At 43.4% G+C, this 24,554-nt stretch carries 16 protein-coding genes; 8 read left to right on the top strand and 8 right to left on the bottom strand.

All coding sequences use genetic code 11. The annotated features are described in order from the left end of the window. Positions 1–422 precede the first annotated feature (422 nt). Both smc and LX64_RS05180 read left to right on the top strand, forming a co-directional pair. Positions 423–3,953 (top strand): chromosome segregation protein SMC, encoded by a 3,531-nt coding sequence (gene smc, locus LX64_RS05185; RefSeq protein WP_111596562.1) that lies wholly within the window; start codon positions 423–425, stop codon positions 3,951–3,953. A gap of 85 nt (positions 3,954–4,038) precedes the next feature. Next, the gene (locus LX64_RS05180) at positions 4,039–6,360 is read left to right on the top strand and encodes a DUF7133 domain-containing protein (RefSeq protein WP_211324736.1); all 2,322 of its coding nucleotides are present in this window, start codon (positions 4,039–4,041) and stop codon (positions 6,358–6,360) included. Between the two features lie 79 nt (positions 6,361–6,439). Here the strand turns inward: LX64_RS05180 and LX64_RS05175 are convergent, their stop codons facing one another. From LX64_RS05175 to dnaE, 7 genes are all read right to left on the bottom strand, one after another. Continuing rightward, the gene (locus LX64_RS05175; protein WP_111596560.1) at positions 6,440–6,961 is read right to left on the bottom strand and encodes a DUF192 domain-containing protein; all 522 of its coding nucleotides are present in this window, start codon (positions 6,959–6,961) and stop codon (positions 6,440–6,442) included. Positions 6,962–7,156: 195 nt separating this feature from the next. Further along, positions 7,157–8,353 (bottom strand): aminofutalosine synthase MqnE, encoded by a 1,197-nt coding sequence (gene mqnE / locus LX64_RS05170; RefSeq protein ID WP_245952554.1) that lies wholly within the window; start codon positions 8,351–8,353, stop codon positions 7,157–7,159. Beyond that, positions 8,350–10,491 carry a M43 family zinc metalloprotease gene (locus tag LX64_RS05165; protein ID WP_148707199.1) on the bottom strand — a complete coding sequence of 714 codons (2,142 nt, stop codon included), beginning with the start codon at positions 10,489–10,491 and terminating at the stop codon, positions 8,350–8,352. Before LX64_RS05165 ends, mqnE begins: the two co-directional genes overlap by 4 nt. Before the next feature lie 92 nt (positions 10,492–10,583). Further along, complete coding sequence (locus LX64_RS05160; protein WP_111596558.1) at positions 10,584–12,227, bottom strand: NupC/NupG family nucleoside CNT transporter; 1,644 nt, start codon at positions 12,225–12,227, stop codon at positions 10,584–10,586. 712 nt (positions 12,228–12,939) lie between these two features. Next, positions 12,940–13,107, bottom strand: coding sequence for a thioredoxin domain-containing protein (locus LX64_RS26545; RefSeq protein ID WP_317048346.1), 168 nt, complete (start codon positions 13,105–13,107; stop codon positions 12,940–12,942). Between the two features lies 1 nt (position 13,108). Further along, positions 13,109–13,261, bottom strand: coding sequence for a thioredoxin domain-containing protein (locus tag LX64_RS26540; protein WP_317048345.1), 153 nt, complete (start codon positions 13,259–13,261; stop codon positions 13,109–13,111). Between the two features lie 115 nt (positions 13,262–13,376). Next, the gene (gene dnaE, locus LX64_RS05150; RefSeq protein WP_111596557.1) at positions 13,377–17,015 is read right to left on the bottom strand and encodes a DNA polymerase III subunit alpha; all 3,639 of its coding nucleotides are present in this window, start codon (positions 17,013–17,015) and stop codon (positions 13,377–13,379) included. Between the two features lie 346 nt (positions 17,016–17,361). On the opposite strand from dnaE, the gene LX64_RS05145 reads away from it, so the two are divergent. Together LX64_RS05145 and LX64_RS05140 are read left to right on the top strand one after the other, a co-directional pair. Then, positions 17,362–18,111 (top strand): C40 family peptidase, encoded by a 750-nt coding sequence (locus LX64_RS05145; RefSeq protein ID WP_111596556.1) that lies wholly within the window; start codon positions 17,362–17,364, stop codon positions 18,109–18,111. Positions 18,112–18,141: 30 nt separating this feature from the next. After that, positions 18,142–19,074 carry a glycosyltransferase family 2 protein gene (locus LX64_RS05140; protein WP_111596555.1) on the top strand — a complete coding sequence of 311 codons (933 nt, stop codon included), beginning with the start codon at positions 18,142–18,144 and terminating at the stop codon, positions 19,072–19,074. On the opposite strand, the gene LX64_RS05135 is transcribed toward LX64_RS05140, so the two are convergent. Next, a complete protein-coding gene (locus LX64_RS05135; protein ID WP_111596554.1) occupies positions 19,056–20,561 on the bottom strand; it encodes a lipopolysaccharide biosynthesis protein in 1,506 nt (501 codons plus the stop codon). The two genes, LX64_RS05140 and LX64_RS05135, sit on opposite strands and share 19 nt — an antisense overlap. A 175-nt stretch (positions 20,562–20,736) precedes the next feature. On the opposite strand from LX64_RS05135, the gene LX64_RS05130 reads away from it, so the two are divergent. Genes LX64_RS05130 through LX64_RS05115 form a run of 4 tightly spaced genes read left to right on the top strand, consistent with a single transcriptional unit; the run spans position 20,737 to position 24,536 of the window. Further along, the gene (locus tag LX64_RS05130; protein ID WP_111596553.1) at positions 20,737–21,591 is read left to right on the top strand and encodes an alpha-1,2-fucosyltransferase; all 855 of its coding nucleotides are present in this window, start codon (positions 20,737–20,739) and stop codon (positions 21,589–21,591) included. After that, positions 21,576–22,445 carry a glycosyltransferase family 2 protein gene (locus tag LX64_RS05125; RefSeq protein WP_111596552.1) on the top strand — a complete coding sequence of 290 codons (870 nt, stop codon included), beginning with the start codon at positions 21,576–21,578 and terminating at the stop codon, positions 22,443–22,445. Before LX64_RS05130 ends, LX64_RS05125 begins: the two co-directional genes overlap by 16 nt. After that, complete coding sequence (locus LX64_RS05120) at positions 22,420–23,625, top strand: glycosyltransferase family 4 protein (RefSeq protein WP_111596551.1); 1,206 nt, start codon at positions 22,420–22,422, stop codon at positions 23,623–23,625. Before LX64_RS05125 ends, LX64_RS05120 begins: the two co-directional genes overlap by 26 nt. Then, complete coding sequence (locus LX64_RS05115) at positions 23,622–24,536, top strand: glycosyltransferase family 2 protein (RefSeq protein WP_158538531.1); 915 nt, start codon at positions 23,622–23,624, stop codon at positions 24,534–24,536. Before LX64_RS05120 ends, LX64_RS05115 begins: the two co-directional genes overlap by 4 nt. Positions 24,537–24,554: the final 18 nt, after the last annotated feature.

Below are 24,554 nucleotides of genomic sequence, written 5' to 3'. Positions count from 1 at the left end.
AAGTTAAACGGAAATATTAGGATGAAAGGGACGAATTGTTGAATTGCAATCGCTGAACGACAATCTACACGCTTCATTCTCATCTTTTTGTTGTGAAACCATCGAAATGGATGGAGGTAACCTATTAGTAAATTCCGTGCCATCCTTTCTACGTCGACAATTTATCACAAAAATTAATATAAAAAGAACAAAATGAGATAATTATGTGGCTGTTCCCGGCAAAAAGTTGTGCATTTTATGCAAAGCTGTGTATAAAAAAAATATGATTTGTCGCCTTTCCCCGTTAACTTACCAAATAGAAGAGAGGATGCCATATCACCCCCTGCCCCTGCTAGCTTATTTATTTGATGTACGCTAGGTAGAAGATGATAGTGTTTTGTATTAAAATTATATCTTTGACCGCTTATTAAAATCGAGGAAGCTTGCGTTTAAAAACATTAGAGATAAAAGGATTCAAAAGTTTTGCAGACAAGACTGTTTTGCATTTCGACGAGGGCGTAACAGGCGTTATCGGTCCTAACGGGTGTGGTAAGAGTAATATTATCGACTCTATCCGTTGGGTAATCGGTGAGCACAAGATTAGTAACCTTCGTTCGGAAAACCAGGCGGGCTTGGTGTTCAATGGTTCGCGTACCCGTTCTGCCAGCGGTATGGCGGAGGTGAGCCTCACTTTTGAAAACACGAAAAATGTGTTGCCCACGGAATTCACTACCGTCACCGTAACACGTAAATTCTACAAAAACGGGGATAGTGAATACCGCTTGAATGACGTGGTTTGTCGTTTGAAAGATATCCATAACCTGTTTATGGATACGGGGGTAAGTACCGACTCTTACGCGATTATCGAGTTAGGGATGGTAGACGATATCATCAAAGATAAAGAGAACTCGCGCCGCCGCATGCTTGAACAAGCTGCGGGTATTTCCATTTATAAAACCCGTAAAAAAGAAGCCAAAGCCAAGTTAGACGCCACCGAAGGCGATCTGAACAGGATCGAGGATTTGTTGTTTGAAATCAATAACAACCTTAAAACCCTCGAAAGCCAAGCGAAAAAGGCTGAACGCTATTACGAAATCAAAAAGGAATACAAAGATTTAAGTATAGAGTTAGCAAAAGCTGCGTTAGAAGGGTTCAATCTCGATTTTAAAGACCTTACCGACCAGCAACAACTCGAAACGGATAAGAAATTACTGCTCGAAGCGGAAATCGCGAAAGACGAAGCAGCTGTAGAGAACGATAAATTACATTTCGTAGCGAAGGAAAGAGAATTGCAAGTATTGCAGAAATCTTTTAACGAACTCGTTGCCACCATTCGTACGAAAGAGAACGATAAAAACTTAGCCACCCAACAATTAACCTACCTCCGCGAACGCGAAAGAAACTTAAGTGATTTCTTGAACAATGCAGAAGGACAATTGTCGGGCCTCACAGAAAGTATTGCTTTCACGGAATCCCAATCCATCGAAGAACAAGAAGTGTTCGAATCGATGCAAGATGAGTTGGAAACCTTGAAGGAAATGGTAGAAGACAAGAAAGAAGGCTTCAACCAAAAGAAACAAGTACTAGAAAACCTACGCCGCGACCAGCAACAATGGCAACGTCAACAGTTCGAAGCTGAAAAGAAGGTAGCCGTAGCCGATACGTCTGTACAAAACTTAGTACGCAGTATTCAACAAGTACAAGAAGAAAAAACTTCCCGCCAAGAACAAATACAACAACTCGAAGGCGAAAAAGAAATCCTCCAAGAAACCATCGAAACACGTAAAGAAGAACTCGCCGAAATGATCCGTTTCCAAGAAGAAACGAAAGGCAAAATTCTCGCTACGCAATCCGATATCGAGCAATTGCGCGATACCTTGGTAGATGAAAACAGGAAACTCGATTCCAAAAAGAACGAGTTCGACCTCTTGAAATCACTCGTTGATAGCTTAGAAGGTTACCCCGAGAGTATCAAATTCTTAAAGAAGAATACCGACTGGAATAACAAGGCGCCTATTTTGAGCGACGTGTTTTTCTGTAAGGAAGAATATAGAACTTGCGTAGAGAACTTCCTCGAACCGTATTTGAACTACTACGTAGTGAACAATACCGAAGAAGCCATCCAAGCAATTCACTTGCTCGACCTCAATAAAAAGGGTAAAGCCAACTTCTTCATCCTCGACCAATTCAACCACCAAAGCGGTAGCTTGTTTACGCCGCCAGGTACTACGCCGGCATTGTCGGTAGTAGAGCTCGACGAGAAATACAAAGGTTTAGGTAATTACTTACTGGGTAAAGTATTTATCGCCGACGATATTGCGAGCTTGGATTTTACGCAGTTCCCTGATAAGGATGTACTAGTGTTGGAAAAAACTGGTAAAATGCACCGTGGTAAGTACAGCATTAGCGGTGGTTCTGTAGGACTATTCGAGGGTAAGAAATTGGGTCGTGCTAAGAACTTAGAGAAATTAGAAGCTGAGATCAAATCACTCGATGCGATTGTAGCCCAATTGCGCGAGCAGATCCAGCAGAAGCATAACGAAGTGTTGGGGTATAATGGTCAACTAAACGAGAACAACATCAACCAAGCACGCGAACGTGTGAACCAGTTGAACAACCAGTTGTTCGGTTTGCAAAATAGGATCGAGAACTTCCACCATTTGATAGAATCGGCGGATAAGCGCTTGGCAGAAATGCAAACCTCGTTGGATACTAACCAAACGTCTATTGCCGATGTACGCGATGAATTGGAAACCTTGAACGACCGTGTGAATGAATTATTCGACGCGATTGTGAATGCAGAAAGGTTAGCATCGGAAGCAGAGCAACAATTCAACCAATCGAATATTCAATTTAACAACCAAAACTTGCAACATACCCGTCAACAAAGTAAAGTACAGGGCTTGAAGCAGGAATTGGAATTCAAACGTAAACAGTTAACCGATTTGCATACGCAGGTTGAAAGCAACAAGTTGCAGTTAACCGATACGGTGGCCAACATTGCCGCGGCGGAAGATAAGCTCGGTAGTGCAGATGATGGCTTGTTGGAATTGTTCCGTAAGAAAGAAGAAGAAGAAAAGGCGCTCAACGAAAAAGACCAAGAATACTACAACTTCAGGAACCACTTACAAGAATTGGAAACGAACTTACGCGGCAAAATCCGCTCGCGCGAGCAAGTAGAACAACAATTGAACGTGGTGAAAGATAAAGTGAACGAATTGAAACTACACCTTGCCTCTATGAAAGAGCGCTTGAGCGTAGAATTCAAAGTGAACTTAGACGAAATCATCGACGAAGCAAGAACGAGTACATTGCCGGCAGATGAACTCCAAGGCAGCGCAGAGCGCATGAAAAAACGCTTGGAGAACATGGGTGAAATTAACCCTACGGCCATCGAAGCATTTACGGAAATGAAGAAACGTTACGAGTTCATCCTCGAACAAAAAACAGACCTCGTAAATGCGAAAGATTCGCTGATGGCTACCATTCAAGAAGTAGAAACCACGGCGAACCAGAAGTTCTTAGATACCTTCAACCAGGTGAAAGAGAATTTCATCCGCGTATTCAAGGCCTTGTTTACAGAAGAAGACCAGTGTGATATGATTCTCTCTGATCCTGCGAACTTAGCCGATACAGGTATCGAAATTATCGCGAAGCCGAAAGGTAAACGCCCAGCGGCCATTACCCAGTTATCGGGTGGTGAGAAAACACTTACAGCTACCGCCTTGTTGTTCGCTATTTACCTCATTAAACCGGCACCATTCTGTATCTTGGATGAGGTGGATGCCCCGTTAGATGATGCGAACGTAGGCAAGTTCACCAATATGATTCGCAAGTTCTCCGATAACTCGCAGTTCATCATCGTTACGCACAACAAGCAAACGATGGCGGCAGTGGATGTTATTTACGGGGTAACCATGCAAGAACCGGGGGTAAGTAAACTAGTACCGGTTGACTTTAGAAGCTTGAATTAAACATTCGCCAACATACTGCAAGGGGGATTGAGAACCAACATTGTTCTTCATCCCCTTTGTTTTTACGAGTAGAGAGATGAAAATCATGAATCGCACCACGTTGTACAGCTTGCTGGTAGCTACATTCGCCACAGCTTGTAATAACACTACTGGGAAAAAAGATCGACACACCGACAGCCTAGCTGCCCGCGAAGCCTACGCGGAATCGCCTGTATTAAAGCCGGAAGAGGCTTTGAAAACCATTCAACTGCACGCAGAAGATGCCAATTTACAATTATCAATAGCCGCTACTGAACCACTCGTATTTGTACCCGTTGCCGTTACACAAGATGTACGCGGTAGGCTATGGGTAGTGGAAATGACAGGCTTTATGCCTGATGTAGATGGTAAAGGGGAAGAAGCCCAAAACGGCAAGATCGTCATCTTAGAAGATACTGACCATGATGGCAAAATGGATAAACGCACGCTATTCATGGATTCGCTGGTGCTACCAAGGGCTGTGTGCCTAGTAGGTGAAGGCGTATTAGTAGCAGAACCACCTTACCTATGGTACGTAGAGAACAACGGCGATAAAGCCGGTAAGAAAACCTTGGTCGACGATAAATACGCCGATGGCGGTAACGTAGAACACCAACCAAACGGTTTGCTGCGCGGCGTCGATAACTGGATTTACAACGCCAAATCCAATAAGCGCTACCGCAAAGTAGGCGATCGTTGGCTTATAGAAAATACGCACTTCCGTGGCCAATGGGGTATTACCCAAGACAATAAAGGCCGCCTGTATTATAACACCAATTCCGATAACCTACTGGGCGATTATTTCCCCCCTAGCATGAGCAATGGCAACCCGAACCAACGCAACGTAGCAGGTTTCGGTGAAGTAATTGTACGCGACACCCGCGTATTCCCATTACGCGCTACCCCGGGTGTTAACCGTGGGTACCAAAAAGAAGTGCTCGACGATAGCTTGCGCTTACGCAACTTTACAGCCGCTTGTGGTCCTGTTATTGTACGAGGCAGCAAATTGGGTAACTGGATGCAAGGGAAAGCCTTGGTGGCAGAGCCTGCTGGGAACTTGGTTAGCATGTCGACCTTGTCGGATAGCTCGTTCATTGTAAGCGGTAAACGTACGCAAAAAGATGGTGTGGAGTTTATCTCCAGTACCGATGAACGTTTCCGCCCGGTGAACTTATATGAAACCTTTGATGGATCGGTGTTGGTATTGGATATGTACCGCGGCATCATTCAACATAAAACCTACTTAACGGATTACTTAAAGAAGGAAATCAAGGACCGCGATTTAACACAACCGCTGAATTGTGGTCGTATTTATAGGATCGAGAAGAAAGGTACAACGGCACAAGCTTATACAATTCCCACCTTTAGCAAGGAGAACATCGCGGAATTATGCCAATACTTTACGCGGCCAGAACCTTGGATGCAGGAACATGTTCAGGAGTATATCGTAGATCACCAAGTGAAAGAAGCAGTACCTATCTTACGCGCTATGCTGAAAAGCAAAGATGCAATTGATATGGCGGCGATTCGTATTTTATATACCTTGGAAGGTTTACAAGCATTAACCTTCACCGATATTGCTAGTGCTAGCTTTTACGATTATGCTTACCGTATGCATGTATACCCCTTGTTGCCTAAAGTAATTAACGCGGGGAATGCGAAAGATGTAGTGATGATGATGAAGGTAGATATGCAAACGGTAGAGTCCGCCAAAGCTGTTTCCTTAGAGCCGGTTGTAGCGGCCAGTTTGAACGTCATTAAGCCGTATGATAAAGCATTTTATGAAAGTGTTTTACAGGCGATGAGTTCGTATGCTGACCAAAACATCTTCGTGATTGATGCATTAATTAGCACCCAATACAAGCAAGAGAAAGCATACCAAGAGAAATTGCTGGCATGGGTACCCGATACCACGCGCCTCGTACATAAACAATTGCGTAAAGTGTTAGACGATATGTCGAAACAACAAAATGAAGCGCAATTAACCGCCTTAAAAGCCAAGTTCCCACGTGGCTATGAAGTATATAACAGCTATTGCAAAACCTGCCATGGCGATGATGGAGGCGGTGTAAAATCGCTGGCACCTCCATTGAATGGCTCGGAATGGGTAACGGGCGACCGTGGCAAGCTGATTAAGATTGTTCTGTTTGGCCTCTCGGGCCCCGTGAAGGTAAATGGTAAAACCTACCAAGCTCCGGAAATTAACGGCGATATGCCGGGTATTGGTAATAGCGACGAGTTTTCGGATAGCGACATTGCTTCGTTATTGAGCTTTATTAGGAATTCTTGGAACAACAAAGCATCTGAAGTGTCGAAGAAGGATATCGAGGAGATACGTGCGGCAGAGAAGGGTAGAACCAAGGCTTATACGATCGAGCAATTACACTAACGTATTTACTTTCTTACAATAAAAAAACCTTTCTAAGCCATGCCTAGAAAGGTTTTTTCTTTTATTGCTGTATCAATGATTAATCTAACTTAAAATCGATCTTGTCGCCGTAGGTAATGTGGTATTTATCACAATACCCGCCTACAACTTCTACCACGTATAGGGCCTTTTTGTAAGAAGGCAATCCATCTTCGGATAGGGGAGTAGCATATTTCTGGATAGAAACGATTTCCTTGTTTTCGCCGATGTACAGGAGGTCGAGTGAAATGTAGGTGTTCTTCATCCAGAATGACTGTTCTTCAGCTACGTCGAAAATAAACAGCATGCCTTGGGTTTCCTCCATAGAGCGGCGGTACATCAAACCTTTAGCACGTTCTTCGTCGGTGCGGGCCACTTCGATATCGATTTTACGAATGGTATCGTTGTTTTGTTTAGAGATGAACCACAATTCGCCTTGCTTCTTAAAAGCAGGGCCTTGGTCTTCTACAGTGCTGGTATTACTTCCTGCATTACTACCATTCGTAGCGCCTGGATTGTTATTACATGCAGCTAAATATGAAACAACGCCGAGCGTGATCAATATTTTAGGAAGAAATGTCATGTTGCAAAATCGTTTTAGGTACATGAAGTTAGGAAAGATTTCCATCCGGCAAAGGATGAATTTCGTAATAATTGTAAAAAATCCCGTCCCTAACGGGTAGGGCTACACGATAATTGGTAAATGGAGTAAGCTGCTGGACAAAAAAAGCCATACTTGGTGGGTATGGCTTTATATAAAAACAATTTGAATACTGGTTTAGTTCTTTTTAGTGGAACCGAGGATTTCTTCGTCGGTGAACTGTACATCTGTGAAATCTTGGATTTCGTTGTACACGGTATCACGTTCTACCGGTCTTCTACCTGCTTGTTTGATCAACAAAGCCAGTTGAGCTGTACTCATAGATGGCGTTTGTTCTTCCGCGCCGGCCATAGAGTAGATCTTCGTGGTATCGTCGATCGTACCGTCTAAATCGTTCACACCGAAAGCGAGGGTCAATTGCGCTGTACTTCTACCGAGCATTGGCCAATAAGCTTTTAAGTGTGGGAAGTTATCCATGTACAAACGAGCAATGGCGTACATTCTTAAATCTTCAATGATAGAAGATTCTGGAACGTCTTCCATGTCGTTTTCTTTGTTCCTGAACTTTAATGGAATGAAGGTGTTGAAACCGCCTGTTTCGTCTTGTAACTGGCGTAATTTCTCCATATGATCTACACGGTGCCAATATTCTTCTACGTGACCGTAAAGCATGGTGGCATTGGTGTGCATACCTTCATTGTGTGCTGCGCGGTGAATGGCTAACCAACCTTCGCCGTCCACCTTATCATGGCAGATTTGGTTACGTACGTCGGGATGGAAGATTTCCGCACCACCGCCCGGCATGGATTGTAAGCCCGCTTCGCGGAGTTTACGCATACCTTCTTCGGTGGTTAATTTGGCTTTACGGAACATGTAATCCAATTCAACGGCCGTAAATCCTTTGATATGTAAACCAGGCCTGTGCGCCTTGATTTTTTGAATGAGTTCGCAGAAGAAGTCTAACTGCATTTTAGGATGCACGCCACCTACGATGTGTACTTCCGTAACGGGTTGGTGATCGTACTTTTTCACAATATCCAACATCTCGTCGATGCTGAGTTCCCAACCATCTTCGCGGTTTTTGTACAAGCGCGAATAAGAACAGAACTTGCATGTAAACACGCATACGTTCGTGGGTTCAATATGGAAGTTCCTGTTGAAATAAGTTTTATCACCGTGCATTCGCTCTCGTACAAAGTTCGCCAAGCTTCCTACAAAGCCTAACTCGCCTTTTTCAAATAATGTAATGCCTTCTGCAGGTGTAAGTCGCTCCTTGTTGATTACCTTATCTGCAATCCTTTTTAATTCTTTATCGAGCGTTGGTTCTTGTAGAATTGCTTCTAGCGTGAGTTGTGTATCGATCGTTGTCATCATTGTACTTTCACTAGTTTATAAGTCTTCACCTTGTTCTTGTAAAACAACTTCACAAAGTAAACACCATTTGGGGCATTTACCAAATCAAAAGTGAGCTTGTTATTAACTAGTTCCGTGGCTGACTTCTGCGTGACTTGTCTTCCGGAAACATCGTAAACGGCTACGGTTTCCAAGTCTTCCGGTATTTGATAGAAAACGATGTAGAATGTTTGTTGGAAAGGGTTGGGAATGAGCAAGATACCTTTTTCTCTCAGGTTCTTATTCACTTCTTTCTGCACGATATGAATATTATCCAGGTAGATATTGTTCTCGTAGTTGGCGGTACTTCTGAACACTACCCTAAAGTCTTTATTTTTTGTAAACGGCGTTAAGTTCACCGTATCTCTGCGCCATTCGTTAGAAGTAGGCACGAAATTACCGTTGAATGGTGTTGGCCGGGTTATAAGTGAAGCACCCCATTTCTTATAGCCTGTTGGGATGAAGGTTTGACCACAATCGGTGGTAACAAGCACCTCTAATGTATCCCATAGGTTGTTAATGGTAGAAGTAGGGCTTACAACAGCCGCTGCTAAGTCGAAATACAACAGCACAGAGTCGTCGTTATTACCTTGGAAGCGGGGGCTGAGAAGGTCGTCGACTTGGTCGTTGGCTGCATAGAAGTAGTTGTTCATCATAATAGAACGACTACTATTGCGGCCTGTATTGGCAAGTTGCCAAGTGTACGAGTTATCGTAATTAATAATCGACCAGTCGGCCGGCGGAATAACGCCTGCTTCAAAATCTTGTGTATACGGGTAGCTTGTGATAGCGAGGTATGTAAAGTTCTTCGTTAAGGTATCGTTGCCGGTTTGTTGATCGGCAACACCGTTAGGAAGTTCGCTGTACACGGTAATGGTATGTGCACCACCGGTGGCGTTAATAGCGGCTAGGTTAACGGAAGCGGTAGCCATGGTTGCTAGGTTACCGGTCCAGTTATAGCTAATTACGTTGCCGTTATCGATTTTATATTTGATCGTTACTTTCGTGAGGGGGAGGCTGCCTTTATTGAGGAGCGTTACAATAGGTGTTTGGGCAGGGTTACACACGTCGCCAACAGGCTGTGTAATAGCGGAGATGGAAGCGTCGTTGGGTTCTAATACAACGGGTTGGCAACCATCGGAAGTTTTTAAGCTGGCGCGGGAAACATCGAGTGCGCTACGCATGCGATCTACTTGGCCTGCAGTAAAAAGGTACATACAAGCATCGTACACGTAATCCATGTAGTTCATGAACATAACGCCGGGAGCGGTGGTAGTGCAATTATCGGTAAGGGGGAAGGTAGGGCAGTTGTAATTTTCTGCGCCTTGTAAGGGGGTATCGTTTACGCCATCGTCTACGGTACAAGCACCATTATCATCACCCCAAATATGCCTTAAATTAAAGAAGTGGCCAATTTCGTGGGTGGCCGTTCTGCCTAAATTATAAGGCGCACGGGCGGCACCTGTATTACCGAAACCGGTATACAACACTACTACCCCTTGTTCCGATGCTGGGAAAGCAGGGCCGGGAGGAGTAGCTACGCCGAGGTAGTTATCGTTGAGGGCACATACCCAGATATTCAAGTATTTATTCGTGTCCCATGCATCTTTACCACCTGTATTATTGTGTTTTACGCGGGAAGCGGAGTTGGTAATATCGAAGCCTGAAGCGGATGTTACCGTTCTTGTGATACCTGTAGTTGGGTCGCCGGAAGGGGTACGTTGTGCCAGGCAGAATTGTAAACCTGCATTGCCAATAATACCTTGCCAAACGCCCGGTACCTTAGTTATATCGGTATTGGTAGCAGAATAATCTTTGTTTAATTGCTCGATTTGCGAGAGAATTTGTGCATCTGTTACTACGCTTGGATTCGGTAATACAACATGCACTACAACCGGGATGGTAACGGTAGGTTCGCGGAGGAATGATTTGTTAAGGACGCGCTGTTGTTGTTTGAGTTGTAATTGATTTTCCAACTCGGTATAGGCTAATTGCAGCTTGGCGCTACCTTTTAATTTTTTATCTAATACTTCCGCGGTGCCGCATTTTCTAGGTTGTTGAGCCAACAACGCAGAAGTCATCATCGTGAATACGAAAATAAGGAGAGTACAGGTACGCAAATATCTATAGTTTAAAGTGTAACCGACAGTCGAATAGAGTTTCCCGCGCTTACACTATTTGCTACCTACACTCTCCTTGCGCGAATATGTTTTTACTTATCGAATAAAGCGCCCGCAATACATGCACACATTAAACAGGCAATTGTACCACCTACTAATGCTTTCACACCTAATTCGGTTAAGTTCTTACGTTGATTCGGGGCTAATTGACTAATACCGCCAATTTGAATACCAATGGATGCGAAGTTGGCGAAGCCCGACAATGCATACGTTGCAATCAATAAAGATTTTGGATCTTGAATGACGTTCGCAGACTTCATTTGTCCGAGTGAAATATACGCCACAAATTCATTCAAAATCGTTTTTTCGCCTAATAATTGACCAATGGCCAACATATCCTGCTTAGCTACCCCAATTAGCCAGGCGACTGGGGCAAAAACATAGCCTAAAATCATCTGTAACGACAATTCTTTGTACCTGCCGTCGGTGGCAGCGGCAATGCTTGGGTTTAAGTGGGTGATATCACCTACCCATAAAAGGAGGGAATTTGCTAACCACATCAACGCGGTAAATACGATAAGCATCGCACCTACGTTTACGGCTAATTTTAAACCGTCGGTTGTACCGAGGGATAATGCATCGAGGAAGTTGTCGCCCAATTTCTCTTTCGGGATTTTGAGTTCTTTCGTGATGAGGTGCCCTTCGGTTTGAGGGAATAATATTTTAGAGCAAACGATCGCGGCGGGGGCGCTCATGATCGATTGGGAAAGCATGTGTAAGGCGAAGAATTTCTGCTGAACGGGGTCGTTTCCGCCGAGCATATTTACGTAGGCAGCCAATACGCTACCTGCCGTGTTGGCCATACCGCCAATCATAATACAGAGGATCTCTGAACGCGTCATTTTCTCCAAGTAGGGGCGAATCATTAACGGCGCTTCGGTTTGACCGAGGAAGATGTTAGCAGCCGTTGATACGCTTTCAGAACCAGAGATATTGAGTTTGTTCAACACGTAAGCAAATACGAATACGATCTTTTGCAAGATACCTAAGTAGTATAAAACAGATGATAAGGCAGCAAAGAAGATGATATTAGGCAATACTTGTACACCAAAGATGTAGGCCCAGCTACCACTGGCATTCGCTAATTCCCCGAAAATAAATTCGGTACCCTTATGGCTGATATCGATCAACTCTACGAACACATCCGAGCTGGCCGACAGTACGTTTCTAAAAACTGCGGGTGGGCACACAGCCGTGTACACGCAAATAGTTAGTATCATACAAGCCGTTAAAATGGTCCATTTCATCAGTTCCATGTTCTTTTTCGCTAATTGCGTAAGCAAGATCAAAGGAATGACTAAACCACCGGTAAGGGCAAGACTATTAAACGAATAAGTTTGACTGCGGATGGCGCCAAAGAAGAAGATGGCTAAAGCAGCAACAGCATAGAGAATAGAAAGACCATCGAGTTGAAGGCTAACACCTTTCTTTTGGTTTTGGATGGCGCGGTTGAAGATGATGTAGATGAGTGCAATACCGAAAATAATCCAGAATACAGGTTGACCGAAGACAGTGGTATTTAGCACGCCCAAAGCAAACATCACTTGGGCGAAAATGCCCATACCTACTAATTTCCAATCTACAGCCTTGCGGTTATTACTCAATACATAACATACAGCCACTAAAAATAACATGCCCAAGGCACCCCGGGCAATATTTTCCCCAATAGAAGACATAAATATTGTTGATTTCAAAATTCAAAAAGCAAAAAAAGGTAAAATACCTGGTACGGCAATAAATTATTGCTTAATTAAAGTGGATTTTAATGTTTTACTTTAAAAATAGCATTAAATATTAAAAATCATAGGTATGTAATAGATCAAATTTGAAGTTTGACGTATGTTTTACTTAGCTGATTTGTATGCATGCTATGAGATACAATTTGTTATAAAAAGAATCGACTAAGATCATGCGCATTTATCTCCTTATGATGAGATTAAATGATACCTTTTAGTAACGGCTTGCTTTATTATGTAAAGCATCCCTCGTACATGAGGCTATCACTGCGAAATCTGGGTCCAAAACCTTGTAACGTCTTGTGGAATAATGTGTTATAAAGGAGAGGGATAGCTCCAAATTTGCTAATTAACTATAAACCATATAGTTATACGAAGGGGGGATAGGGTCGAGATAGGCTTAGGATAGGCTTTAGATAGGCTTAGGATAGGCTCGAGATAGGGTGGAGATAGGCAAAGGATAGGGTATAATTAGGGGAGGGATAGGCAGCAGTACTTAAAAATACTTGGAATAACAGGTAAGGGTATAGGGTAAGGTAGGGAATTGGGTAGCTACGAATAGGGAGCTAATAGGTATGAGGAAGAAGTGATAGCGCATAAAAAAAGCCCGGTCGGATGACCAGGCTTTTCTGTATATCTTGTACGAAACCGATTAGAGGTTCGCTTGGATTTTTTTATCCAATACAGATTTAGGAACTGCACCTACTTGTTTGTCAACAACTTGACCGTTTTTGATGAACAAGATAGTTGGGATGCTAGTTACACCGTAATCTGTAGAAACAACTGGGTTGTTATCTAAATCGATTTTACCGATATTCACTTTACCTTCGTAGTCTTTCGATAACTAACTCATCGATAACTGGACCGATCGCGCGGCAAGGACCACACCATTCTGCCCAAAAATCAACTACGGATAATTTATCGCTTTCTAACACTGCAGACTTGAAGTTTGCATCAGTAAATACTAAAGCCATTTTTTTAAAATTTAATTTGTAAGATCTTTTTATAATTAGTTGGTGATTATTAGTTCAATGTATTGTTGATTGCAATAACTAAACCATACACAAAAGTAGGTGATTTTTTGACAGTTTACCTATTGATTGTCTCTATATACAGATCAATATCCGGCTGTTTTGCCAAGTAATGTGCCAACTCGTCATTCATCTCAATACCGCGGTTAAAGGTATGCATTTTAACCACAATATCTTCATCATTATCAGCGAGTTGCATATATAACTTACTATTGCCTGGGAACTTATTCGCATTTTCTGCTAGGAAGTCTACCATTTCCGGCGTTAGTAATTTAGGCGAAGTAAATAGGCCAATTTGCTTTGTATGAGTTTTTTTCACTTCTTGGAGCAATTGGATGCTATTTATTTTGAATTCGTACTCGTTTTCATTGAAACGACGGGATTTGAAACCACCGTTGATAAATAAGCACAAACCTGGTTTGAAGTAAGGTAAAAACTTCAAATAATCTTCGCTGAACAAGGCAAATTCGAACTTACCGGTATAATCTTCAATACCCATTACGCCAAACTGCTTATTGTTACGCGAAATACGCTCCATGGCCGTGGTAAGGAATACCGGTAACCTGAAGTTCTTTTCCCTCGAACGACCACCACCCGTTGGCGTAGCTAACTCGAGTTGGTACTCGGTTAAGTCCTGGATGGTATTCATGTGGTAATGCTTAATTTCGAACTTATAATCGTCGAGCGGGTGACCAGAAATATAAATACCCGTGATATCACGCTCGTTGTTAAGTTTAATCGTTAATGGCCATGGGTCGCATGGTGGAATTTTCGGCGGCGTTACTTCCGGCAATCCTTCATCACCAAATAAGCTACCCATACCCGATGAGCCGGCAGATACTTGGTTGCCGAATTTTACAATCTTCTCTAACCCCGTAGTTGGATCACCATCGGGCTTATGGAAGTATTGTGCACGGTGTAATTCCGTAAAGCAATCAAATGCACCCGACATGGCCAAGGCTTCCAGTGATTTCTTGTTCACGGCACGTTGGTTCACACGTTTAATCATGTCGAAGATGCTGGTATATGGGCCCCCTTTTTCACGTTCTTCAATTAGGCTTTCAATGGCTGCTTCACCCACACCTTTCAAACCCGAGAAACCGAAACGTACTTGTCCTTGTTTATTCACCGCGAAACCGTTGAACGATTCGTTCACATCGGGCGGCAATACGTCGATACCCATACGTTTACACTCTTCCATGAAGAAGGTGATTTTCTCGATGTTGCTGGCGTTGTTTAATACAGAGGCCATGTACTCGGAAGGGTAGTGGGCCTTCAAATACGCTGTTTGGTAAGCTACGAAGGCGTAACAGGTAGAGTGCGATTTGTTGAAGGCGTAGGATGCGAATGCTTCCCAGTCGGTCCATACCTTATCACATACTTTCAAATCGTGGCCATTCTTTGCGCAACCGTCCATGAACTGGGATTTCATCTTATCCAGTACGGCTTTTTGCTTCTTACCCATCGCTTTACGGAGTACGTCGGCATCACCTTTGGAGAAGTTGGCCAGTTTTTGAGAGAGCAACATTACCTGCTCTTGGTACACTGTAATACCGTAGGTTTCGCCCAAGTATTCTTCCATCTCTGCGAGATCGTAAACGGTAGGTTCTAAGCCTAGTTTACGTTTGATAAACAAAGGAATGTACTCGAGAGGACCCGGGCGGTACAGGGCGTTCATGGCAATCAAATCGTCGAACCGATCGGGTTTCAGTTCGCGTAAATATTTCTGCATACCGGGCGATTCGAACTGGAATGTACCGTTGGTTTCGCCTTTCTGGTAGAGTTCGTATGTTTTAGCATCATCTAAAGGAATATCGTCGATGCTGATCTCTACGCCATGGTTCTTTTTAATGAGTGCCAAAGCGCCTTTGATGATGGTAAGGGTTTTCAAACCCAAGAAGTCCATCTTAATTACACCGGCCGACTCGATAATGCTACCTTCGAACTGGGTAACGAGCAAATCGGAGTCTTTCGCCGTGGAAACAGGGATGAGTTCTGATAAATCTTGCGGTGCAATGATGATACCGGCGGCGTGGATACCTGTGTTCCTTACAGACCCTTCCAGTACGCATGCCTCGCGCAATACTTCGGCTTGTAAATCCTCGCCTTTAATGATCTCGCGGAGCTTTTTCACATTCTCCAAGTCTTCCCCCATCAAACCTTCTTTGTCCGACAAGCTTTTTTCGCCATCGAGGGGTGCATTGAAGATACGATCGAGTTGGATACCTGGTTTTTCCGGTACTAACTTGGCGAGGGCGTTGGATTCTTGTAAAGGCAAGTCCAATACGCGCGCCACGTCTTTAATACTCATTTTGGCGGCCATTGTACCGTAGGTAATGATCTGCGCTACTTGGTTTTTACCGTATTTCTGCACAACGTAATCAATTACCTTTTGGCGGCCTTCATCATCGAAGTCCGTATCAATATCGGGCATGCTCTTACGTTCGGGGTTCAAGAAACGCTCGAACAGTAGGTTATATTTAACTGGGTCGATGTTCGTGATACCAATACAGTATGCTACGGCAGAACCGGCGGCGGAACCACGGCCAGGGCCGATGAATACCCCTAAGTCTCTACCCGCTTTAATGAAATCCGATACAATCAAGAAGTAACCGGCAAAACCCATGTTCTCGATGGTTTGCAATTCGAAGTTCAAACGTTCTTCGATTTCGGGCGTTAAATCATTATAACGCTCCTTGGCACCCATCATGGTGAGGTGGCGCAGGTATTGATCTTGTGTAAAGAATTCCTTTGGAATGGGGAAGTTAGGGAGTAGAATATCTCTTTTCAGATCGAGCAGCTCTACTTTATCTACGATTTCGTTGGTATTGTCGATAGCCGCGGGTAAATCGTGGAAGAGGGCGCTCATCTCTTCTGTTGTTTTGAAATAGAATTGATCGTTGTAGAAGGCGAAGCGTTTGTTTTTCACCATTACATCGTCGTCGGCGAAATCCTTCATCGTAGGCGTACTTTTCTTTTCGCCGGTGTTGATACAGAGAAGGATATCGTGCGCGTTGGCGTCTTGTTGATCTACGTAGTGGGAGTCGTTAGAGGCAATAATTTTCACGTTATACTTTTTCGCAAAGCGAACGAGTACTTCGTTTACTTTATCCTGCTCTGGAATACCGTGGCGTTGCATTTCCACGTAGAAGTCTTCCCCAAAAATATCGAGCCACCACTTGAATTCCTTTTCGCCTTCTTCTTCACCCTTACGGAGGATGGCCCTTGGTACCGAAGCACCGAGGCAACATGTAGTAGCGATTAAGCCTTTGTGGTATTGCAATACCAGTTCTTTATCGATACGAGGGTATTTACCGTACAAGCCTTCCATATAGCCCAACGAGCACAGTTTAATGAGGTTGCGGTAACCTTCATCATTCTTCGCTAATAGTACTTGGTGGAAGCGTTGGTCTTTTTCTTCGCGGGTAAAGCTGCGCTTATGACGATTTTCTACCACGTAAAACTCACAACCTACGATAGGCTTTACTTTTAAGCGTTTGTCTTTCGGATCTTCCGGGTTCAAGCGGTTATTATAAGCCTCTGCTACGAACGAGAATACGCCGAACATGTTACCATGATCTGTGATCGCCAAAGCCGGCTGGTTGCTGGCCATCGCTTTCTTGTAGAGCTGTTTAATGTCGGCTGCTCCATCTAGCAAGGAATACTGGGTATGTACGTGTAAGTGCGAAAATTTCATATCAAACGGCGCTAATCTAAGTAAGTGGCAAATCTACGAAATAAACGGGGCAACAAACATTCGTGGTATCATGCCACCGTCAAAAGCAAAAAAACGACGCTTTACGGAACTAAAAAAATTATGCGGCGGATAATTTATCCACAATATTCACGTTTCTTTAGGACAAAAGCTAGTCGTGTTTCTTCGAGATGTACTTTGTTGAAAAGCTTATGGAGTAAGAGATGTAGCGTGGTCGTGCTTGCAAATGATCGACTATGGCTTGGCTCGATAACACGATCATGCCAATTTTTTGATTTTGTAACAAGGTCTGTAATAATTATTTTGCAACCTTCTAACAAACACAAGTATGACACTCAAAAAAGGTTTAAGAATGCTACATTGGCCACTGTGTGCTTTGTTGTTAAGCTCGTGTACATCTGCTAATAATATTTCAAAGACGAAACCAAATAAATCTTCTACGAAGCATAAAACGACTAAAACCGTTGCTGCTAAGAGTAAGAAGAAACCTACGAAAACGGCTACACTTGTAAAGAATGAAGACAATGGCACACAGCCTGTTTTCATCGACGGGGTAAGCACAACGCGTAGTAATAACCATTCGCGTACAAAAACGCCGATTAATTCTTCCATTACCAATGCGCCCACTACAGTAGGTGATATTGAGGAAGCGCGTGGCTGGCAGTTTAAATACTCTCAATTACTCGATATTCCAGTAGAACTGGTTGTAAACGAAAAGCTATTTGGCTTTATCGAGGATTGGTATGGTACACCTTACCGCATGGGCGGCAGCACGAAGAACGGCATCGATTGTTCGAACTTTGTCAATACATTAATGAGTGCTGTGTATAATTTATCGTTGGTGGGCAACTCTGTTCAATTGTTTACCAAGGTGAATAAGATGGTAAAGCGGGCTGACTTGCAATGTGGTGATTTGGTGTTCTTTAAAATTCGTCATAAGCGTATCTCGCACGTAGGTATTTACATCGATAACGATCATTTTGTACATGCATCAACCAGTAACGGGGTTATGATCTCTGATTTGAAGGAGCCTTACTGGAAGAAGTATTATGCCGGTGCCGGCAGAATGAGCGAATAATTTTCATCACCGATATTTTTCTATCCCGATATGCAAAACCCTGCAATTTCAGTATGTATACCTGCTTATAAAGAAGCTGCTTTAATGAGCCGGTGCATCTCGTCGATTGCAACCCAAACGTTCCAGGACATCGAGCTGATCATCACCGACGATACACCCGGCGATGAAATTCGCCAGCTCGTTGATTCCCTGAAGCTGGATTTTCCCGTGCATTACGTGAAGAACGAGCCTGCGTTGGGTCCACCGGCGAATTGGAATGCAGGCATGCGCATGGCTACGGGGAAATACATTAAGTTGGTACACCGCGACGATTGGTTTTCGCAAAGCGACGCCTTGGAGATTTGTTATGAACAGATGGAAAAGGATGCAGCTTGTGATTTCTTGTTTGCGGCTAGTACTACTGTGTACCCACATGGGAAGCGGGCTGAATTGTACTTAGGGGAGAAAGAATTATTGAACCTCCGGGAACGCCCGGAATGTTTGCTATTGGGCAACTTCGTTGGTGCACCCAGTGTTACCATGATTCGCAATGGCAAGGGCTATTACTATGATGAACGATTGAAATGGTTGGTGGATATCGAGTTTTATGTGCGTGTACTATTACAGAACCCGCGTTTCGTATATATCAACACTTCGCTTGTAAACATTGGTATACACGAAGGGCAGGTGACCAATGATGTTTCTACTAACGGCGACTTGGTGATGCGTGAATACATCATCTGCCTTCAACAAGTAAATAAACCGCTACTCAACACCTTATCATATTACAGCTATTACTGGCGCCAGTTGCGCAATTGTAACATCCGCAGCGAAGCGCAATTGAAAGCGCTTGCGCCTACTTCAACGATTGATCCCCGTTTAGTGAAAATGGCTGGATTCCAAGCTAAACTTCCTCCCAACCTTTTAAAAATGGGTCCTTTTTCCCGTGTTATGATGTTGATCGCTTATTGTTTTGCGCGGTAAACGATCTTTTTCACGGTTTGTAAGCCTTTCTGGTACGTCTGTTGAATGTCTTCCGAGATATTGAAGATGATATTTCCACCAATGAATATGCCCACAAAGAAGATCGATTTCGCTATAACATTGATATAGGGATTGTCGAAATTCAATAAGAAGGCTGCTCCAATATATCCGCCTACAGCGAGCAATACCGTGTAAAAGGTTTTTTTGCTGAAGGGTTGCATATCGTATTTGCGGTAGAGGTAGGTGAAGCGAATGAGATTAAAGACGAATAATGAGAATATTTGTGCAATGGCAGACCCAATCATGCTGTAATGTACAATCATGATATAGTTTAACGGGATGCTTAAGCAAACTAATATCAAGTTGGTTGTGAATTCAAACTTCCAATGGTTCGAAGTACCAATAATTTGCGAGTTTACACCTGTACCTAGGTCCATAATGCGCATCATGCCCAAGATAAACACAACCCATTTACCTTCCCGGTATTTGTCGGGCAGGCCTAAGATGGTGAAAGCGCTATCGAAATTCAACCAAATCACGAAAAATATCAATAAAGCATAGGTCAACAAAATGAGTGATGAGCGTTCGTAAATGCGTTGGATGCGGCCGAAATCTTTGTCTTTCCAGGCTTTTGAGAGCACAGGTACTGAAATGGCGATAACGCTTTTTTGGGGGATCATAATCACATTACTGATGTAAGTCGACAAGTCGAACACGGCTGTAGTGGCTAAGCCATTTACCTTAGAAATCACCAACGTGTCGATATTCTGTGCGAGTGCCGAGAACAAGCTACCCCCGTAAATAATGCTGGTTAACCCGATGATCTTCTTCCGTAGCTTCTTTGTTAACGAACTGATCTTGAAACTAAATTGGAAGAGGTTGAGTTTGATCAAGTAGCTAATGAGTACGGCCGCTGCGATACCGTATATAAGGGTGTACGTGATAATAAAACCGGCTTCATGCAAGAACTTCAACATAAACGCCACGATAATAATCGTGGTTAGAAGTCGTACGAGTACTTCGCGAATGAAGATGGGAACAACGGTTTTAAACTGGTTAAAGCTATAGCTTTCTATAATACCGTATATCAAGAAGAAGAAGGCGTAGGGGAAAATGGCGTTAAAGTAAACGGTAAATAAGGGCGATTGTGCTTGGTACGAGGCAATGATATTGCTTTTAAAGATAAAAGCCCCGATACACATGGCTGTAAACCCAATTACGCAGAGAATAATAACGATGCCGAACAAATCCCGTTGCTTGGGGGATAGAATATCCCGGTAGTAAGGGTAGAACTTGTTCATCATAGTGATGGAACCAAGTGAAGAAAACGTTAAAAATATGGCCACAATCGAGTTCAACAAACGGGTCAACCCTAGTACTTCCGGCGGCAGGAACTTGGTAAATAGGAGCATGTTGAAAGCGCCTATAAGTACGCCTAGGTAAGTAATAATTGTTGATTGTATTCCTTGATGTCTGATTGTTCCCATACTTGTTAGCTGAAATTTCCCGGAGCGGGTAGGCTGCCTTTATTTTCTCGGCACAAAAATGAATAAATTATAATAAACGATAAAAAGAATATTTTTACACCCATATGCCGCTGCCAGGCAAGTTCTTGCACGAAAGTAAGGGGGCCTACAGGGTTTTATTAACGATTTTTTACGAATGGTAATAGTACAATTAAAAGGTGGTTTGGGCAACCAAATGTTTCAATACGCGGCAGGACGCTGCCTGAGCTTGCAACATCAATCGCCTTTATTATTAGATATTAATAGCTACGATGCGCAACAATTGCGCAGGTACGATTTGGATTGCTTCAATATAGAAGCGGGTTTAAGTACCGAAGCCGATGTGCGCCAGTTCGACCGCTCTTTCTTACGCAAGGTGTTCGATCGTTTACTGCCTGCCCACAAACGCAAGATGTACCGCGAACTTCATTTCCACTTCGATCCAGGTTTTTATAAGGCAACGCCTCCTTTGTATTTAAAAGGGTATTGGCAGAGCGAACAATACTTTAAGCCAGTAGAAGAACAAATTCGCCGGGATTTTACCTTTAAAACACCCTTTTCTGCCGCGGTAGAAGAGAAGGCCGTGGAACTGCGGGGTAGAGAAAGCGTGGCTGTACACTTCCGCCGGGGCGATTATAAAGATCCAGAAATGCTGCGTGTACATGGTATAGTAGGGCTCGATTACTACGACGCCGCCATTATGCAAATGCAAGCGACGGTGCCAGGTGCAAAGTTCTACATTTTCACCGACGACCCGGAATGGGTACGCACTAACGTACCTTGGCAAGTGCCATTGGAAATACTCAGCGGTAACCTTACCCATACACACTTAGAAGATTTATACTTAATGAGCCAATGCCGCCACCAAATTATTGCCAACAGTAGTTTCAGTTGGTGGGCAGCTTGGTTGAATAAGAATGCCGACAAGCAAGTGTTTACGCCACAAAAGTGGTTTGGCATCAAGGAACGTAATACGAAAGATTTAATCCCTGCTGCATGGAAAAGGCTGTAAACATGACTGCACAACCCTTGGTTTCTTTCGTGATAGCCGCTTATAATGCAGCGGATTTTGTACGTGAAACACTGGAAAGTGTGCGCACACAAACTTATACAAATATTGAGGTGCTGATGGTGAACGATAGCTCTACGGATGGTACACTTGCTATTTTGCAGGAGTATGCCGACCGGGATGCACGTTTCATTGTGATCAACAACACAAAAGAGAATAAAGGCTTCGTTAACAGTTTAAACGTAGGCATTCGTGCTGCCAAAGGCAAGTACATTGCGCGTTTAGATGCAGACGATGTTTGTACAGAAGATCGATTGGCTGTACAAATACCGTATTTAGAAGCCAACCCTTCGATTGATATGGTAGCGGCTTGGATTGTGTTTATTGATGAACATGGGAAAGAAGGTGGCGCTTGGGATTTAGATCGGCGTATCAATTCCCCAGCAGCTATACGGCGTAAAATGCCGAAGGAGAACTGCATTGCACATCCGACGGTGACGGGTAAAACGGAGGTGTTTAAGCAATTGGAGTATTTGTATTTCCCTTATAATAACGAAGATCATTTCATGTGGTTACGTGTTTTAGGGGCGGGTTATACCATAGGGAAGGTGCAGCAAGTGTTGTTGCGCTACCGGGTACACTCGAACTCCATGACGCAAACCGACTTCCGCTCCCTCAACATCTTCCGTAAACGCTTCAACACCAAGCGCGATTACCTACAGTTGAAAGAGAAAGCCGGGAAGCTATCTTGGTTTGATGTGAAAGTATTAATGTACATGGTGCCTGATATGATCATGACCATTGCCAAAGATTTAAAACGACGTGTGAAACATGCTATACAACCTGCTGCTCGTTAAAAGAGTGATCGAAGATATTTGCATGTTCCCTTTTATATTATGGGGAAGATTGTTAGCGAAATTGAAGCCGCTCAACAAAACGTATGATATATTCTTTATCATGCCGTTTTACCATGTGGGGGGCGCCGAGAAAGTGCATGGTGAAATTATTCAACAATTCCCCGGGAAAAGGATCAAGCTGTATTTCACGAAGCACTCGCATAACGAGGCGTTGCTGCACTTGTTTAAAGCACCGAATATCGATATCGAGATTATCGCGAAGTACTCGGATAATAAATTATTGTACTTCCTCAGCTTTATTTACAGGGGGAAAATAAGTGGTTATATCAATGCACAATGTACCCCTACAGTGGTGTTTAACGGGCAATCGAACTTTGGGTATAAGCTCTCGCCATGGGTAAAGAAAAGTGTACCACAAATAGAGCTCATCCACAGTTTGTGCAATTTCTCGTATATAAGGTTGCCTTTTATCCAGTTTTACAAGCGCTCTGTAACGGTAAGTAAAGCGGAAAGGCAGAAGCATATTGATATTTACCGTCGTTATAACGTTCCGGCGCATTTTGATGACCGGTTCATCTATATCGATTTAGCCATTAATCTTCCACTTGTTCGCCCTGTGAAGCAAGTGCACAAGCCGTTAACGGTGTTGTATGTAGGAAGGGCAACGGCAGAGAAACGCCCGGCAATTGTAGCTGAAATAGCTGCGGCTGTACATGAAAAGGCGCCGGATGTACGTTTCCAATTCATGGGCGATGTAACGGGCGCTATTTCGGCAACATTATTGCCACATTGCGAGTTATTAGGGAATATTGGTCATGCCGATAAAATCGCGGAAATTTACAGTCAAGCCGATATTATCGTGATCCCTTCTGCTACAGAAAGTGGCCCGCTTGTATTTATGGAGGGCATGGCATACGGACTGGCTGTATTGGCTACGCCGGTGGGTATGATGCCGGAGCATTTTTCGCAGGTACATTTTGGGGAATTATTTTCCAGTGTAAGTCATGTAGCGACCATTGTGGCGGAAGCCAAGCAATATATATTGCATTACAACGAAGATCCATCGTTGTTGCAAAGCATCGGTAACCAGAACATACAATATGCATTCCAGCATTTTGGGATGGAAAGGTTACACCAAGCATATCAAAACCTCGTAAACAATATAACTGAAGTATCTTGAAACCTATTAGCATACTTATCATTACCTACAACCGCCCCAACGACGTACTTTTTTTATTGAAGAACATCGTAGCGCAAAAGCATGCGGCCGAATTGGTACAGGAAGTGATCATCATCAATAATGCTTCTGTAGCCGATTACGATGAAGTAGTGGCCTATGTGCAAGAAGGCGCTTTGAATTTTAGATACATTAATTCACCGGAGAATTTAGGCGTAGCAAGAGGACGGAATTTGGCCATAAGTATTGCGGAAGCACCTATTTTGGTGACCATCGATGATGATGCGTATTTCCGTGACCAGGATGCTTTGGAGAAGGTGGTGAAGATATTTGATGAACACACGGCAGTAGAAAGACCGTTAGGCGCTTTGTGTTTTAAAGTATATTATGCCAGCACCTTGGAAATCCAAAAGAACTTATTCCCCCATAAAGATTTCGAACACTATAAAGACAAAAACTATTTCGATACCTCGTATTTCACCGGCTGCGGGCATGCCATTAAAAAGGAAGTTTACGGGAAAGCCGGCGATTACCCGGTCGATTTCTTTTACGGCATGGAGGAATACGATTTAAGTTACCGTATACTCGACCATGGTTATAGCATAGCATTTACCGGTGAAGTGGTGGTGATGCACAACGAATCGCCATTAGGTAGAACAACGCATGCAGAAAAGATGCGCATGTTTTGGGTGAACAAATCCAAAGTAGCCTACCGGTACTTGCCATTCATCTATTACATTACAACGAGCTTCTTATGGAGCTTAGAGTTCTTAGTTAAAACCAATTGGAACCTTGTGCTTTTCTTCAAGGGCTGGGGAACCATTTGGGGTATTCCATTTAAAGAAAAACGCCAGCGCGTTAGTAAAAACACACTGGCGTATTTGAAAGAAGTTGGTGCGCGTTTCACGCACTAAATTCGTTTCTATATTTTT

Source organism: Chitinophaga skermanii (assembly GCF_003259335.1).
In the GTDB taxonomy this organism is placed as follows: Bacteria; Bacteroidota; Bacteroidia; order Chitinophagales; family Chitinophagaceae; genus Chitinophaga; species Chitinophaga skermanii.
This window is presented reverse-complemented; position numbering and strand designations above follow the sequence as displayed.